This is a genomic window from Pseudomonas sp. FSL R10-2964 (genome assembly GCF_009600035.1).
GTDB classification, from domain to species: Bacteria; Pseudomonadota; Gammaproteobacteria; order Pseudomonadales; family Pseudomonadaceae; genus Aquipseudomonas; species Aquipseudomonas bubulae.
In genome coordinates, this window is the sequence record NZ_WIWH01000031.1 from 23,006 (window position 1) to 38,761 (window position 15,756).

At 58.9% G+C, this 15,756-nt stretch carries 12 protein-coding genes; 3 read left to right on the forward strand and 9 right to left on the reverse strand.

The annotated features are described in order from the left end of the window. Positions 1-87: 87 nt before the first annotated feature. From GHN92_RS17205 to GHN92_RS17215, 3 genes are read right to left on the reverse strand one after another with little or no spacing between them, the layout of a single operon-like run. On the reverse strand, positions 88-255 hold the full coding sequence (locus tag GHN92_RS17205; RefSeq protein ID WP_016779358.1) for a DUF2474 domain-containing protein: 168 nt from the start codon (positions 253-255) through the stop codon (positions 88-90). A 57-nt stretch (positions 256-312) separates the two neighbouring features. Next, positions 313-1,320, reverse strand: a complete 1,008-nt coding sequence (gene cydB, locus GHN92_RS17210; protein WP_095018389.1) for a cytochrome d ubiquinol oxidase subunit II — start codon at positions 1,318-1,320, stop codon at positions 313-315. Positions 1,321-1,323: 3 nt separating this feature from the next. Beyond that, on the reverse strand, positions 1,324-2,763 hold the full coding sequence (locus GHN92_RS17215) for a cytochrome ubiquinol oxidase subunit I (protein ID WP_094999371.1): 1,440 nt from the start codon (positions 2,761-2,763) through the stop codon (positions 1,324-1,326). Positions 2,764-3,155: 392 nt separating this feature from the next. Between GHN92_RS17215 and GHN92_RS17220 the strand changes: the two genes are divergently transcribed. Beyond that, positions 3,156-4,385, forward strand: a complete 1,230-nt coding sequence (locus tag GHN92_RS17220) for an MFS transporter (protein WP_095018390.1) — start codon at positions 3,156-3,158, stop codon at positions 4,383-4,385. Between the two features lie 102 nt (positions 4,386-4,487). On the opposite strand, the gene GHN92_RS17225 is transcribed toward GHN92_RS17220, so the two are convergent. Beyond that, positions 4,488-4,925, reverse strand: a complete 438-nt coding sequence (locus GHN92_RS17225; protein ID WP_094999373.1) for a DUF4879 domain-containing protein — start codon at positions 4,923-4,925, stop codon at positions 4,488-4,490. A gap of 210 nt (positions 4,926-5,135) precedes the next feature. Between GHN92_RS17225 and GHN92_RS17230 the strand changes: the two genes are divergently transcribed. Both GHN92_RS17230 and trmA read left to right on the forward strand, forming a co-directional pair. Continuing rightward, positions 5,136-6,431, forward strand: a complete 1,296-nt coding sequence (locus GHN92_RS17230; RefSeq protein WP_094999374.1) for an NCS2 family permease — start codon at positions 5,136-5,138, stop codon at positions 6,429-6,431. Continuing rightward, positions 6,428-7,516, forward strand: a complete 1,089-nt coding sequence (gene trmA / locus GHN92_RS17235; protein ID WP_094999375.1) for a tRNA (uridine(54)-C5)-methyltransferase TrmA — start codon at positions 6,428-6,430, stop codon at positions 7,514-7,516. The genes GHN92_RS17230 and trmA overlap by 4 nt, the downstream gene beginning before the upstream one ends. A 118-nt stretch (positions 7,517-7,634) precedes the next feature. Here the strand turns inward: trmA and GHN92_RS17240 are convergent, their stop codons facing one another. From GHN92_RS17240 to GHN92_RS17260, 5 genes are all read right to left on the reverse strand, one after another. Further along, a complete protein-coding gene (locus GHN92_RS17240; protein ID WP_095027013.1) occupies positions 7,635-8,921 on the reverse strand; it encodes a TolC family outer membrane protein in 1,287 nt (428 codons plus the stop codon). 29 nt (positions 8,922-8,950) lie between these two features. Next, positions 8,951-10,279 (reverse strand): HlyD family type I secretion periplasmic adaptor subunit, encoded by a 1,329-nt coding sequence (locus GHN92_RS17245; RefSeq protein ID WP_095027003.1) that lies wholly within the window; start codon positions 10,277-10,279, stop codon positions 8,951-8,953. Then, positions 10,276-12,021: a type I secretion system permease/ATPase gene (locus GHN92_RS17250; RefSeq protein ID WP_153380650.1), complete on the reverse strand. Its 1,746-nt coding sequence runs from the start codon at positions 12,019-12,021 to the stop codon at positions 10,276-10,278. Before GHN92_RS17250 ends, GHN92_RS17245 begins: the two co-directional genes overlap by 4 nt. Before the next feature lie 149 nt (positions 12,022-12,170). Then, positions 12,171-12,800 (reverse strand): heme acquisition protein HasA, encoded by a 630-nt coding sequence (locus GHN92_RS17255; RefSeq protein ID WP_150628301.1) that lies wholly within the window; start codon positions 12,798-12,800, stop codon positions 12,171-12,173. Between the two features lie 106 nt (positions 12,801-12,906). After that, entirely contained in the window at positions 12,907-15,687 is a 2,781-nt protein-coding gene (locus GHN92_RS17260; RefSeq protein WP_150628302.1) for a TonB-dependent receptor, read from the reverse strand. Positions 15,688-15,756: the final 69 nt, after the last annotated feature.

The following is a 15,756-nucleotide window of genomic DNA, read 5'->3' on the forward strand; positions in this document are numbered from 1 at the left end:
GCAGGCTCGCTCCCACAGAAGACAGTACAAAAAAAACCCGCCGAAGCGGGTCATAAAACCGTAGCCGCAAGGCAACGGGATGGGAAGTCAGTGGCTTTTCATGCCTGCCGCCGTCATGAACATGCGGATCAGCCAGGCAAATACTGCCAGGGTGGCCACACTGCCGGTCCAGATCACCAGCAGCCAGCCTATGCGTTGCCATAAAGGCTTCTTTTCGCATTCTTGCACGTCGTGTAGATAATCCTTGCCAGCCATGTGGGGCCTCCTCTTGGGGAAAAGGCTGTGGCCCTCAGGCCACAGCGGCACTTGCTACTAGTGATAACCGTCTTCGTGGGTCACCTTGCCGCGGAACACGTAGTAGCTCCAGAAGGTGTAGCCCAGAATGAACGGGATGATAAACAGGGTGCCCACCAGCATGAAGCCCTGGCTTTGCGGCGGTGCCGCCGCGTCCCAGATCGAGATCGAAGGCGGAATGATATTCGGCCACAGGCTGATGCCCAGGCCGCTGTAACCCAGGAATATCAGCACCAGGGTCAGCAGGAACGGCGTGTAGTGGGCCTTGCGCGCGATTGCCTTGAGCAGACCGTACATGGTCACCAGCACCAGGATCGGCACCGGCAGGAACCAGAACAGGTTAGGCAGGGTAAACCAGCGGGCCGCGATGTCTGTGTGGGCCAGCGGCGTCCACAGGCTGACAATGCCCATCAGCACCAGTACGGCCAGTGCCAGCGGGCGACCCAGCTTGTGCATGCGCTCTTGCAGCTCGCCTTCGGTCTTCATGATCAGCCAGGTGCAACCCAGCAGGGCGTACGCCACGATCAGGGCAATACCGCAGAACACCGTGAACGGTGACAGCCAGTCCAGCCCGCCACCGGCGTACTGGCGGTTGACTACCGGCAGGCCATCAATAAAGGCCCCCAATGCCACGCCCTGAAAGAACGTCGCCACCAGCGAACCGCCAATAAAGGACTTGTCCCAGATATGGCGTTTTTCCGGGCGTGCCTTGAAGCGGAACTCAAAGGCCACGCCGCGGAAGATCAGGCCCATCAGCATCAGGATCAGTGGCAGGTACAACGCCGACAGCACGACCGAGTAGGCCAGCGGGAAGGCACCGAACAGCGCCGCGCCGCCCAGTACCAGCCAGGTTTCGTTACCGTCCCAGACAGGGGCGACCGTGTTCATCATCACATCGCGATCTTTCTCGCCCTTGATAAAGGGAAAGAGGATGCCGATCCCCAGATCGAAACCATCCATGACCACATACATCATGATCCCGAAGATGATGATGATTGCCCAGATAAGTGGCAGATCAATACCCATGACTCAATTCCCCTTCGTCAGGCTGTCGCTGTGGCCTTCATCTGTACCCTCATGGGCTGCAGACAGAGGACGGGCAGGCGTGCGTTGCTGGCCTGGGCCACCGTGGGTTTCGTCATCGCCTTCGTGGGTGATCGGGCCCTTGCGTACCAGACGCATCATGTAGCCCAGACCTACACCGAACAGCGAGAAATACACCACGACAAACATGACCAGCGTGATGCTCATTTGCGTGACGCTGTGGTTGGACGAAGCATCAGCCGTGCGCATCAGCCCGTAGACCACCCACGGTTGACGACCAATCTCGGTAGTAAACCAGCCCGCGAGGATCGCGATCAGGCCCGATGGCCCCATCCACAGCACCAGGCGCAAGAACCAGCGGTTCTCGTAGAGGGTGCCGCGTTTCCGCAGCCACACGCTCCACAGGCCGATAAAGATCATCAACATGCCCAACGCAACCATGATGCGGAAGGTGAAGAACACGATGGTCGAGTTCGGACGATCCGCTGCCGGATAGTCCTTCATGGCCGGGATCTGCTTGTCCAGACTATGGGTCAGGATCAGGCTGCCCAGGTATGGCACCTCGATCTTGTAGTCCGTGGTCTCGGTTTTCATGTTGGGAATGCCGAACAGAATCAGCGGCGTCGGTTCACCCGGCTTGTTTTCCCAGTGACCTTCGATCGCGGCGATTTTCACCGGCTGATACTCAAGGGTATTCAGGCCGTGGGCGTCACCAATAAAGGCCTGCACCGGCGCAACCACCAGGGCCATCCACATCGCCATCGAGAACATGCGACGAATGGCCGGTGTATTGCGACCGCGCAACAGGTGCCAGGCGGCCGAGGCACCTACGAAAAATGCCGTGGCAACAAAGGCGGCCGTGGCCATGTGCGCCAGACGGTAAGGGAACGACGGGTTGAAAATCACCGCCAGCCAGTCCACCGGAATGACTCGGCCATCGATGATTTCAAAACCTTGCGGGGTCTGCATCCAGCTGTTGGAGGCCAGAATCCAGAAGGTCGAGATCAGTGTGCCGATGGCCACCATGACGGTCGAGAAAAAGTGCATCCCGCGACCGACGCGGTTCCAGCCAAACAGCATGACCCCCAGAAAACCTGCTTCAAGGAAGAATGCGGTGAGTACTTCATAGGTCAGTAGCGGCCCGGTAACAGCACCGGCGAAGTCCGAGAACCTCGACCAGTTGGTACCGAACTGATAGGCCATGACCAGGCCCGACACCACGCCCATCCCAAAGTTGACGGCGAATATCTTCGACCAAAAGTGGTACAGGTCGCGGTAGGTGTCGTCACGGGTTTTCAGCCACATGCCTTCGAGCACCATGAGATAACTGGCGAGACCGATGGTAATGGCGGGAAAAAGAATGTGGAACGACACGGTAAACGCGAACTGAATTCGGGCGAGATCGAGAGCCTCCAAACCGAACATAAGTCTTCCTCTATCAGGTATCAGGTCGTTGAGGACCCGAGCGTCGCGCCCGGATCCAACTTCCCCGCAAGCCATGGCCGCTGCGAATCGCTGCTCGCTTTTTAACCACAACAAAAAGGGATCTGGCCGACTGGCCACTCAGACAAAACCGGAGAGGTTTTGATCTGGATCAAGCATGGTGGAAAGAGTAGTCCATTCCTGACACACGGCTAATGTGGTTTGTTGTCGCGTGACACGATGCCTCAGCCCTTGATATAGACCGTTGCAAGAAGTGCAGGGAATCGCAGAAATCCCTTATCAGGCTCCCGGAGATCATGATGTTTTGAGTCATTATTTGTTACAAAACAGTGATAATCTCGGCCTCCCCCAACCCTTCAGCACGATCCTCCCACATGACCAGCCAGCCCCTTCTGCTACGCCATCACCGACCCTTTGTGGCCTTCTGGTTTGCTCGCATCTTCACCGCCAGTGCATTTCAGATGCTGACAGTGGCCATCGGCTGGAACCTCTATCAGCTCACCGGCAACGTGATGGACCTGGGTTGGGTGGGCTTGATCGAGTTCGCTCCACGCCTGCTGTTCATGCTGCACACCGGGCATGTGGCCGACCGCTATGACCGCCGCAGGGTGGCCGCCGTGTGCCAGTCACTGCAGGCGATGATTGCCCTGACACTGGCCATTAGCAGTGCCAGCGACCATATCACCCGGGAAATGATCTTTATCCTAGCGTTTTTGCTCGGCGCGGCCCGCTCCTTCGAAATGCCTGCCACCCAGGCGCTGCTACCTTCCATCGTGCCAGTTGAACTGTTTCCCCGGGCCGTGGCGGCGGCACAAGCGGCACAGCAATCGGCCACCATCGTCGCACCGGCGTTTGGCGGCCTGTTGTATGCCTTTGGCAGCGTGTGGGTGTATGGCCCGAGCGTGGCGCTGTACCTGATTGCGGCACTGCTGATGAGCAACCTGCCAGCCCGTCAGTTGCCGTTGAACAAGGCCAAGGCCACGCTGGACTCATTGCTGGCGGGCATTCGTTTTATTCGCAGTCGCCCGGACGTGCTGGGCGCTATCTCCCTGGACCTGTTTGCCGTGCTGCTGGGCGGGGCCACGGCGCTGCTGCCGGTGTTTGCCAAGGATATTCTGCTGACCGGCCCCTGGGGTCTGGGCATGTTGCGTTCGGCACCGGCGATCGGCGCCTTGCTGATGTCATTGTGGTTGGCCAGATTCCCGGTGGAGCGCAAGGTGGGGCGCGTGATGTTCACCGCTGTGGGGGTCTTCGGCGTTGCCACCATCGCCTTCGGCCTGTCGACCTCGTTCTGGTTTTCATTGGCGGTACTGGTGGTACTCGGCGCGGCGGACATGATCAGCATGGTGATTCGCGCTTCGTTTGTGCAACTGGAGACTCCGGACGAGATGCGTGGCCGGGTGAGCGCGGTTAACGGTCTGTTTATCGGCGCGTCCAACCAGTTGGGGGAGTTTGAATCCGGGGCCACGGCTCACTGGCTGGGCACAGTGCCTGCTGTCGTGCTGGGCGGCGTCGGTACGCTGATTGTTACCGGGCTGTGGATAAAACTGTTCCCGGGGCTGGCCAATCGGGACCGGATGGTGGAAGAGCGCAATACCCTCTAGATATTCTGTTCCCGATCAAGCCCTTCCGTGGGAGCGAGCCTGCTCGCGAAAAGCGTTCGCGAGCAGGCTCGCTCCCACGGCGGAGGTTTTCTGTAGCCGCTGCTACCTTATATATAGCTTCACACCCAGCCGATTGTGCGGCGGTACCAGCGAACTGTTACTGAACTCGAACCAGCCACCGTTCTTGTTACCCAGATCAAAGGTGTACAAGTGCCCCACGGTGGTGCCTGAACCGTTACAGGCCACCAGCCCCTCGCCCTGATTGCATACCGGCGCCCGTACACCATCCACTTCCTGGCCGTCCAGTGTCACATTGGGCTGGCCGCCGTAACCGCGCTCCAGCACATAGACCTTGATATGGGGGCCGTTATGGTCGCAGCGGGTCTGCTCGCGACCATCGGACACATCCTCCACCGCACAGGAAACAGACGCTACCTTGAGGATCTCGACAGTGCTCAAAGGCATGGCAGGCGCAGCGCTGACAGCGGCACTTATAAAGAGGCCAAAACAGGCTGAAACAGGTTTGATGAAGTGCTTCATGGGTCCCTCCGAAAACTGGCACGCAGTATGCCTGCCACATCAAGGTTATAAAACATGGCCTCGCAAGGTAACCAAAGCAGCCATATCCACGAGCTGCTGGTATGATGCGCGGCTTTTTCCGACAGACAGAAAATCTTCAGGCGGTCCGCGTCTGTGCTTTGCTGTTGAAAACGATTTAATCACGGCGCATTTGGCGCCACGGGGACTGGCATGCTGGAAAGGCTGTTTCAACTCAAAGCACACAACACCAATGTGCGTACCGAGATACTTGCGGGTATCACCACCTTCCTGGCGATGGCCTATATCCTGTTCGTAAACCCGAGCATCCTCGGTGAAACGGGCATGGACAAGGGCGCCGTGTTTGTTGCCACCTGTCTGGCGGCCGCCATCGGTTCAGCCACCATGGGCATTATCGCCAACTACCCGATTGCACTGGCACCGGGCATGGGCCTGAACGCCTTTTTCACCTACACCGTGGTGCTGCACCTTGGCCATACCTGGCAGGTCGCGCTGGGCGCAGTGTTTATCTCGGCAGTGCTGTTCTTCCTGCTGTCGATCTTTCGCATCCGCGAATGGATCATCAACAGCATCCCGCTACCGCTGCGCTCGGCCATTGCCGCCGGTATCGGCCTGTTCCTGGCGCTGATCGCCCTGGGCAACGCCGGTATCGTGGTTGCCAACAAGGCTACCCTGGTAGGTATGGGCGATCTGGCTCAGCCAAAAGTGATCCTCGCCTCCCTGGGCTTTGCCCTGATCGTGGCCCTTGAAGCGATGAAAGTGCGCGGGGCGGTGCTGATTGGCATCCTGGCCGTGACCATTGCCTCGATTGCCATGGGCGTGACCGATTTCGGTGGTGTCGTGTCGATGCCGCCCTCCCTGGCTCCGACCTTCCTGCAGCTGGATATCAAAGGCGCGCTGGATATCGGCCTGATCAGCGTGATCTTTGCCTTCCTGTTTGTTGACCTGTTCGACAACTCCGGCACCCTGATCGGCGTTGCCAAGCGCGCCGGGCTGATGGGCAAGGACGGCCACATGCCGAAAATGGGCCGCGCCCTGATCGCCGACAGCACCGCGGCCATGGCCGGTTCGCTGCTGGGCACTTCGACCACCACCAGCTACATCGAGTCGGCAGCGGGCGTGAGCGCCGGTGGCCGTACCGGCCTGACCGCCATTGTGGTTGGCATCATGTTCCTGCTGGCGCTGTTCTTCTCGCCATTGGCGGCCAGCGTTCCAGCTTTCGCCACCGCGCCTGCGCTGATGTTCGTGGCCGTACTGATGATGAGCGGCCTGGCAGAAATCGAATGGGACGACGTAACTGTCGCCGCCCCGGTGGTAATCACCGCCCTGGCCATGCCGTTCACCTACTCCATCGCCAACGGCATCGCCTTCGGCTTTATTTCCTGGACCGTGATCAAGCTGCTGTCGGGCCGCGCCCGCGAGTTGAATGCACCGCTGATCATTTTGTCGGTTCTGTTTGTGGTCAAGCTGGGTTGGTTTAACGCATGAGTGCCTTGCCGTTTGATTCTGCTACCTACGCCGTTGAGCTTGAAGCCAAGGCCAACCGTCTGCGTGAGCTGCTGGCGCCCTTCGATGCGCCTGAGCCGCAGGTGTTCGACTCGCCGCTCAAGCACTTTCGCCTGCGGGCCGAGTTCCGTCTGTGGCGCGAGGGTGGTGAGCGTCACTACGCCATGTTTGCCCAGGACGACAAGCGCACACCGATCCTGATCGAAGACTTCCCGATCGCCAGCCTGCGCATCAACCAACTGATGCCCCAGCTCAAGGCTGCCTGGCAAGCCAGTTCGGCCCTGAGCCACAAGTTGTTCCAGGTGGAGTTCCAGACCACCCTGGCAGGCGATGCAATGGTCACCTTGTGCTATCACCGCCCGCTGGACGAGCACTGGCAAACCGCCGCCGAGCAGTTGGCCAAAGACCTGGATATCAGCGTGATCGGTCGCTCCAAGGGCAAACGTGTTGTGATTGGCCGCGATCATGTAGTCGAGAAGCTGGAAGTGGCAGGCCGCACCTTCACGTATCAACAGCCTGAAGGCGCGTTCACCCAGCCAAACGGTACGGTCAACCAGAAGATGCTCAATTGGGCATACGACGCACTGGGCGAGCGTTCGGATGATCTGCTGGAGCTGTATTGCGGCAACGGCAACTTCACCCTGCCGCTGGCTACCCGTGTGCGTAAGGTACTTGCCACCGAAATCAGCAAGACGTCGGTATACGCCGCGCTGAACAACCTGCGCGACAACGCTGTGGATAACGTCACGCTGGTACGCTTGTCGGCCGAAGAGCTGACCGAAGCCCTGAACGAAGTACGTCCGTTCCGTCGCTTGCAGGGCATCGACCTGAAAAGCTACGAGTTCGGCAGCGTCTTCGTCGACCCGCCTCGCGCGGGCATGGACCCGGACACCTGTGAGCTGACCCGCCGTTTCGACAACATCCTGTATATCTCGTGCAACCCGGCGACATTGGCCGAGAATATCGCCCAACTGCACGATACTCACCGTATCGAGCGCTGCGCGGTATTTGACCAGTTTCCGTGGACGCACCATATGGAATCGGGTGTGTTGCTGGTTCGTCGGTAAACACAGGTTCTGATACACCGTGTCGACCGAATCGCGAGCAAGCCCGCTCCCACAGGATCAGCGCAATACCTGTGGGAGCGGGCTTGCCCGCGATGGTAACGCCGCAATATGGCCATGTTTAATGGGCCCGAAAATACCCCGCCACCTGCCGCAAATCCCCCTCGTTCAACACCCCCGCGTAATACCTGAGCTGTACCCGTGCCAATAAATACGCATAGCGTGCCTCGGCCAGATCCCGCTTGGCACTGAACAACTGCTGCTCGGCATCCAGCACATCCAGATTGACCCGCTCGCCGCCACTCACGCTTTTCTGCGTCGCCTGCACCAGGGCACCGGCGGACTCCACCGCCATTTCATAGGCCCGCACCTTGGCCGCGGCACTGCTATTGAGGTTGTACTGCTTGCGCAGGTCCACCAGCGTGCTGGCTGTTTGCGCGTCCAGTTCATACTGGGCCTGGGACAATTGCCGCGCGGCCTGGCGGGTCGATGCCGACACCGATCCCCCCGCAAACAACGGCACGGTGAGCTGAATGCCGACACTGTTGGTGTCGTATTTCTGGTTATAGGTACTTTCGGAGTCAGAACTGGTCTGACGGCTGCTGGCATACAAGCTGAGTTTGGGTAAGTGCCCGGCCCGCTTGCGCTCCACCTCGTACTCAGCCGAGGTCAGCGCATGCTGCTGCGAGGCCAGTTCCGGGTTATTGGCCAGTGCCAGTTCGCGCCAGCTTTCAAAGCGCTGCGGCTCCAGCGGCGCAATCACAAAGTGCGCCGCCAGCGGGGCCAGCTGCTCGATCTGCAACGGCTCGCCAAGCATCGCCTCCAGCTCCCGCAGGGCAGCGTCCTGATTGTCTTGCGCCTCGATTTCTTCGGCCACCGCCATGCTCAGGCGTGCCTGGGTTTCCAGCACATCGGTGCGGGTCCCTTCCCCCCCTTTAAGGAGCCGCTGGTTAAGTTGCAAACGTTCGGCAAAAGCACGCTTTTGCGCACGGCTCAGCTCAATGCGCTCCTGCGCCAGCAAGGCCTGGCTATAAGCATTGAGCAGCCGCACCGCCAGATACTGGCTTTTGCTGCGAAAGCGTTCATCAGAAAACAACGCCTGTGCCGCGCCCTGGCGGAATCGTGCGTAGGCTTCGTAGTCCAGCAGCGGTTGCTGCAAGGTCAAGGTTGCCGCATAACTGCGGTAGTCGCGATCGGTCCGGGTGCTGGCCTGGGTGACTTCAGACTCGTTGCGTGAGTTGTTGTAGTTCCACGACAGGGTCGGCAGCAACGCGGAGCGGCCAAGGGCGCGGTTCTCCTCACCGGCGGCACGCTCTTCGATGGCGGCCTGGAAGGTCGGGTCATTGCGCACGGCCAGATCGTAGGCGTCCAGCAACCCCAATGCCTGCACCGGCCCCGTGCACACCATCAATAATCCACATACAAACTGGCGCACGGTCATTCTTCCACCAATGCCATGTGAGTACGGTCGAGCAGCGGTTTGAACAGGTAATTGAGCATCGAGCGCTCGCCCGTGCGCACAAATGCCTCAACCGGCATGCCCGGGCGAATCTGCAACCCTGCCAACTGGGCCATGCCTGCTTCAGTGACCTGGGCACGCAGTGTGTAAAACGGCTCGTCCGTGCGTTCATCGACCTGGCGATCCGCCGACACCAGCATCACTTCCCCCGCCACCCGCGGCGTGGTGCTCTGGCTAAAGGCCGAAAACATCAGCTCCACCGGCAACCCGGCGTGCACCTTGTCGGCCAGCTCGACCGGCACCCGGGCCTCGACCAGCAGGGGCTCGCCCTGGGGCACGATTTCCATCAGCGCCTGACCGGGCTTGATCACCCCACCTTCGGTAAACACATCCAGCCCCACCACAATCCCGGCCACCGGCGCACGCAGCTGGCTGTTGGCCAGTTCAAACTCGGCCGACGCCAGCCGATTGCGCAGGTCTTCAGTGCGAACCCGGGTATCGGCCAATTGCGTACGCACTTCCTTTTGATACTCCTCGGCCAATTGCCGGATTTTCAGACGCATCTCCAGCACTTGTCGCTGCAATTGGCCGATGCGACCGTAGTCTTCACTGATCGAACCCAGCACCTGGGCGTACACCCGCTCGCTGTCCAGCAGACGATTGCGCGGGATATAGCCTTCACGGGCCAGCTCACGCAAACCTTGCAACTGCTCGGCCAGTGCCGTGCGTTGCAGTACCTTGCTGGCCTGGGAGTCACGTACCCCACGCAACTGCGCCTCGGCGCCCGCGATGCTTTCATCGATGCCTTGCTGATCCAGCAGCAACGCCTGACGCCGGCTATCGAACAATTGCCGTTGCAAAGCCAGATTGGACGCCACCTCCGGCTCGCTCGCCAATGCCGTCAACTCGGTGGGAAAGCTCACACTGGCCACACCGTCGCGCTCGGCATTAAGCCGCGCTTCACTGGCCAGCGAGCCATAAAACTGGCTGCGCAAGGATTGGGCCTGACCCAGCAGCGGGGTTTCCTTCAAGCGAATCAGTACCTGGCCTGCGGCCACCTTGTCGCCGTCGCGCACGTCGATGCGCTCAACAATCCCGCCGCTGGGGTGTTGCACCACTTTGCGATGGCCCGAAACCATCACCTTGCCCGACACCGCAACGCCCTTATCCAGCGGTGCCAATGCGGCCCAGCCGAGAAATCCGAGAAAGCCGCCGAGCATCAACAACCAGCCCAGGCGCGCATATCGGGTGTCATCCAGTTGCAGCACATTGCTGTCGCCAACGGCCTTGGCATTTAACTGCGTCATGCCTTGTTCGCCTCTGCCGTACCGAGCCGGTAGCTCACGTTCATCGCCGGCTTGGGCGCCGCAGGTTTAGCTGCAGCGGGCGCGCCGAGCACCTTGGCCGTGGGGCCAAAGGCTTGTAGCTGGCCTTCGCGCAGGATCAACAGTTGGTCGGTGAGGGTCAGCACATTGGGTTTGTGGGTGATCAAAATCAGGGTTCGCTTGTGCTGTTTGAGCTGGGTAATGGCCTGCAACAAGGCCTGCTCCCCGGCTTCATCGAGGTTGGAGTTGGGTTCGTCGAGCACGATCACCGCAGGCAGACCGTACAGCGCGCGGGCCAGGCCGATGCGCTGCTTCTGCCCGCCGGACAAACCAGCGCCACCCTCGCCCAGGCGCGTTTCATAACCGTCGGGCAATTGCAGAATCAGTTGATGCACACCCGCCAGTTGCGCGGCGGCCAGTACCTTATCGGCATCCACCTCGGCAAAGCGTGCGATGTTTTGCGCGATGGTGCCGGCAAACAGCTGAATGTCCTGGGGCAAATAACCCAAGTGCGGGCCAAGCTGGTGTTTGTCCCACTGCGACAGCTCGGCACCGTCCAGCCGCACCTTGCCCGCCAGCGGCTGCCATACGCCGATCAGCAGCCGGGCCAGGGTTGACTTGCCGCAACCAGAAGGCCCGATCACCCCCAGCACCTGCCCGGCCGGCAGGGTAAAACTCAGGTTGGCCAGGGTGGCGCGACGGGTACCGGGCGCACTGGCGCTCAATTGCTCCACCGCCAGCTCGCCCCGTGGCGCGGGCAAAGCCATGCGTTGCGCCCGAGCCGGATAGCTGTGCAGCAAGGCTTCGAGACGCTGATAGGCCAGCCGCGCCGAACTCCACTGTTTCCACACGCCGATCAACTGATCGATGGGGCTCAACACCCGGCCCATCAGAATGGAGCCGGCAATCATCATCCCGGCCGTGATCTGCCCCTGCACCGCCAGCAAGGCACCGAGGCCAAGCACCAGGGATTGCAGGGCCAGACGCACGCCCTTGGACCAGGCACTGACGGTGGCGGTTTTTTCGCTGGCCAGATTCTGCTGCGCCAAAAAGGCCGTGTGCTGCGCCAGCCAACGCCCGCGCAAGGTGTCGAGCATGCCCATGGCTTCAATGGCCTCGGCATTGCGCAGATGCGCGCTGGCCTGCTGGGTGGCCTGCACCGACAACTCGCTGGCGGCCTTGAGCGGCGCTTGGGAAACGCGCTGATTGACCCACGCCAGCAGCATCAACAGCACCGCGCCGCCCAGGGCCAACAGCCCCAGCCAGGGGCTGAACATAAAGATCACAAACAGATACACCGGAAACCACGGCGCGTCGAAAAACGCGAACAGCGCATTGCCCGTCGCGAACTGGCGCAGGCTGGTGAGGTCATTCAACGCCTGCCCTGCTGCCGGACTGCCGGTGCGCAATTGCGCCTCGAAAGCGGCGTCGTAGACGCGCTGATTCAAGCGCATGTCCATCTGCGTGCCGAGGCGGATCACCACCTGGCTACGCACCCACTCCAACGCCCCCATCAGGCCAAACAGGCCGAGGATCATCAGCGTCAGCATCAACAGGGTCATTTGATTGCCCGATGCCAACACCCGGTCATATACCTGCAGCATGTACAGGGCCGGGGCCAGCATCAGTAAATTGATCACGGCCGAGAACAGGCCGATATTGAAAAAAGCACGTTTGTAGGCCGTCAAGGCAGCCAGCATCTCGTTGGCTTTGGGCCGGGTCATGGAAAGATTCCGAGGATATGGGCCGAAAACCCTGTGGGAGCTGGCTTGCCTGCGATGCAAGCGGCGCGGTCTGACTGCCAGACCATGCCGATGCCATCGCGGGCAAGCCCGGCTCCCACAGGATTGGAGTTCACTGAGGTGGGCGGGAGTTACGCCGCCAGTGCCCAGTCCTGAGCCACATCCAGCACGCCCACCAGGCTGATATCAGCCGCCAGTGGTGCATCGGCGTGAGCCAGGCCGGCCGCAGCCAGTTGGTCGAAGGTCGAATCGGTAGACAGGCCGAACCCGCTCAGCAGGTTGTTGAGCACGCCTTCCAGACCCGATACGTCGCCTTTCATCAGGCCGTAGATCACGTCCTGAACAGCGTTGCCCGCACGGCCGGCATCGCTGGCGGCAGACAGGTCGAGGCCGTTGAAGGAGACGGTGTAGTCGCCCAGGCCAAACGCGCTACCCGAGCCGCCAGTCAGCACTTCACCCAAACTCACGCTGTCCAGTTCACCCCACAGGTAGTGGTTCATGTTGTCGCCAGCAGAGACTTTAGGGTCATACACATAATGCAGGCCATTGTTGGTATCGCTTCCTGCGATAAAGGCGTAGTCCGACTTATTGGCACCATGCGTCGCATACTGCTCACCATCTTGAGCGCTAACACCACTGTTGAAACCACCGGTATTACTTAGACCGTGACCCGCAGTTTTAAAACCTTGAGCCCAGTCGCTGAGTACGTCACCAATCGAATCAGAACCAATAAACGAGCTGTAGTTAATCGAAATAGTCATGACTTGAGTTTCTTCCTTAGATAGTTTCAGTGAAGTGGCGTACAGCGATGCACGCCTTTGCTCACAACGAGCAATCTTTTATATAACGAAGCAAACAGCCCGTTATTTAGAATTTATATTCGAGCATGCCGCTCAATGTCCGACCGCGCGCCATGCTCAAGTTGCTGGCATCTCCCATGGCCACAAAGTAGGCTTCGTCGGTAGCGTTCTCTAACGACAAGGTAATATTCAACGTGTTCGTCGGCCAGTAACTTGCATACAGGTCGTACACGCTGTATTTAGGCCAGAGTGCTTGCTCTATACCGTTGTAACTCCACTCATTCAAGCTCGCGTCATTACCAGGGCTGTAGCGCAAGCGTATCCCAGTGTCCAGGCGCCGCTCAAGAAAACGAGCTCCGACCGTTAGAGACCCTCGATCTGCGGGTATATGCGCCGCATTACCCATGATAGCCCCGCAAGTGATTGCGTTGTTTCTGTCAGGGTCATCGAGCCATTCAGAGACTCGAGTATTGGTGTAGCCAATCGTGCCATTAGGCCGGGTATAGGGCACTTTGATTATCTTAATAACCTCACCCCTTTTTTTGGCCCCACCCATATAGAATTCATTTGAGCAAAAGTCATTACTGCCAATCATATGCGTATAACTCAGATTGGTATACAACCGCCCCATGTCGTAGTTCAACTGATATTCGACACCTCGAAAACGGGTCTCAGCCAGGTTATTCACATATGCCGAACGACCCGGCGTGGAAATGTCGTCCGAACCTGGTAGAGAGACGCCATAATTTAAAAACGAGAAGTTCTTGATGTTGTTATCAAAGTAAGCAACTTTCACCCCGAGCCGATCATTATTAAAGAACAGGGATTCTTTAAAGATATTTAACCCGAACTCCCATTCCTGGTTTTCCTCAGCTTTCAGGTATGGATTGGGGTAAACCCGCTCCGGCGCATTCCCCCCATGGGGCCGCCCGGTCATAAACACCTCAGTCACCGCCGGCGGGCGCCAGCCCTGACCCCACCGCCCATAAAACTGCAACCAGTCAACTCCGGGTTTTACCCCTATACCAAACGTCGGAGAAAACTTGCCTTCTTCACGATCGGAATCATAGAAATAAACATTTCTTACAGAACTCCCCGATGTCATCACCTCGCCACCATTCTCCCCTGGAGTGACTGGCGCTTGCCATAAGCTCATGCCTGTCTTGCCTTCCAGACGATAGCGGTCATAACGCAACCCGGCATCCAGCGTCAGCCAATAGCTGTACTGGTAGTGCAGGTTATTGAACAGGCTGGCCATGGTACGTTTACCTTCCGGGTCAGCACCCTCAACCCAGGGCAGATCGGTCTCATTCTCTGCAGGCACCAGATTGTTCTTGGACTTAAAGATGTCCTGATAACTCTCCAGGCCATAGTTCCAGCTCAGTTGCCCGTAGTTGTTGAAGTCAAACCGGGACGTGTTTTCTACCTGAAAGCCCCATGTACTGGTGCGAAACTCATCTTCGTAACCATCAAATGCATTACCACTATCAGCCGACGCTTTGTGGGGGGCATTACGTCGATCAAGCTGCGTATTGACGTAATAAAGTTTACTTTTGAAGTCGATCAGCTCGTTATCCGGGTTGTAGCTGTAGTCCAGCGCCAGGTTGCCGGTATTGATATTGCTTTTACCGGTACGAACATAGTCATAACCATCCTTCGTCGCATTGAGGTTGGTCCATGCGTCAGCGCTATCGCTGTCGGTTTCCAGGTAAGTGAACTGCGCTCGCTGGTCGTTGGGCAGGTTCAGCCCGAACTTGACCATCTGCGAACGGGTCACACTGCCGGTATCGCCTACTTCACTGGACAGCCAGTCTTTCCAGGCTTCGCGATATTTGTTCTTGCTGAGAATATTTACGCCCAGGTTATCGGCGTTTTGCCGACCGGTACGGTAGTCACCAAAATGGCGTTCGCTATAAGCGACCAAAACATCGCCAAGATCATTGCCAAATGCGAAGACGCCACCGCCATTGAAATAGGTGCCATTACCCAATTTACCGATACCGCTGCCAGCCCGGATGCGCCCGCCGTACTCTTTGCCGTCTTTCAGGAACTCGCTGGCTTGCAGGGTGTTAAAGCTGGCAATGCCTCCCAATACGCCAGCACCGCCCATACCGGACTGGGCACCTTTGTCGATTTCAACGCTGGAGACCATTTCCGGGTCGATCAGCATCACGCCATTGCGTTGCTGGTGGCCGTTGACATTGAAGTTCTGGCGCATGCCGTCAACGTTCATGTTGACCCGGCCATAGTCCTGAATCCCGCGGATATTGACCGACAGGCCCTGGTCACGCTGGTTGACGGCGGTGTACACGCCCGCGGTTTCTTCAAGCATGTCAGCGGCATGACGGGGGGCACGCTTGTTGATTTGCTCACGGGTAATGACAGCGACGGAGGATGGGGTCTGGTACACCCAATCCGCAGTATTACCCTCACTGGCCGTCACCGAGGTAGTACCCAGGGCCAGGGCACCGTTGTGTTCGCCGCTGACGCGGGTCAGGGTGATCTGCCGTTCGCCGGTAAAGCGATACTCCACCGGGTTGTTGCCCAGCAAGCGCGCCAGGCCTTCCTGCACGCCAAGGTCGCCATTCAGCGCCACGGAGCTCAGGCCGCGCAGCATCTGGCTGTCAAACAGCACTTGCAGGCCCGCCTGTTCGGCGAAGATCAGCACGGCCTTGTCCAGCGGCTGGGCCGGAATATGGAAGGCGATAAATTCTTGCTGAACGGCGCTGCTGACTTTTTCTGCGGCCTGCACCGGCATTTGCGCCGCCAACAGGGCGACAATCCCGACATGAACTGCAAAGGCTAACCGACTTGCGGATTGCACCCCTTTGCGCTGACTACCCATCATTTTTATTTTCCCCAGGCTTACGAGCTGCTTTGCGAATGAATCTCAATAGCAAGACGTAAGATGGGGGAA

What these genes read in the sequence shown, in the direction of transcription:
- GHN92_RS17225 (WP_094999373.1), bottom strand. Translation starts at nt 4,925, where the DNA reads ATGAAGCACTTCATCAAACCTGTTTCAGCCTGTTTTGGCCTCTTTATA.
- trmA (WP_094999375.1), top strand. Translation starts at nt 6,428, where the DNA reads ATGAGTGCCTTGCCGTTTGATTCTGCTACCTACGCCGTTGAGCTTGAA.
- GHN92_RS17230 (WP_094999374.1), top strand. Translation starts at nt 5,136, where the DNA reads ATGCTGGAAAGGCTGTTTCAACTCAAAGCACACAACACCAATGTGCGT.
- GHN92_RS17250 (WP_153380650.1), bottom strand. Translation starts at nt 12,021, where the DNA reads ATGACCCGGCCCAAAGCCAACGAGATGCTGGCTGCCTTGACGGCCTAC.
- GHN92_RS17240 (WP_095027013.1), bottom strand. Translation starts at nt 8,921, where the DNA reads ATGGTGTGCACGGGGCCGGTGCAGGCATTGGGGTTGCTGGACGCCTAC.
- GHN92_RS17220 (WP_095018390.1), top strand. Translation starts at nt 3,156, where the DNA reads ATGACCAGCCAGCCCCTTCTGCTACGCCATCACCGACCCTTTGTGGCC.
- GHN92_RS17255 (WP_150628301.1), bottom strand. Translation starts at nt 12,800, where the DNA reads ATGACTATTTCGATTAACTACAGCTCGTTTATTGGTTCTGATTCGATT.
- cydB (WP_095018389.1), bottom strand. Translation starts at nt 1,320, where the DNA reads ATGGGTATTGATCTGCCACTTATCTGGGCAATCATCATCATCTTCGGG.
- GHN92_RS17260 (WP_150628302.1), bottom strand. Translation starts at nt 15,687, where the DNA reads ATGATGGGTAGTCAGCGCAAAGGGGTGCAATCCGCAAGTCGGTTAGCC.
- GHN92_RS17205 (WP_016779358.1), bottom strand. Translation starts at nt 255, where the DNA reads ATGGCTGGCAAGGATTATCTACACGACGTGCAAGAATGCGAAAAGAAG.
- GHN92_RS17215 (WP_094999371.1), bottom strand. Translation starts at nt 2,763, where the DNA reads ATGTTCGGTTTGGAGGCTCTCGATCTCGCCCGAATTCAGTTCGCGTTT.
- GHN92_RS17245 (WP_095027003.1), bottom strand. Translation starts at nt 10,279, where the DNA reads ATGACGCAGTTAAATGCCAAGGCCGTTGGCGACAGCAATGTGCTGCAA.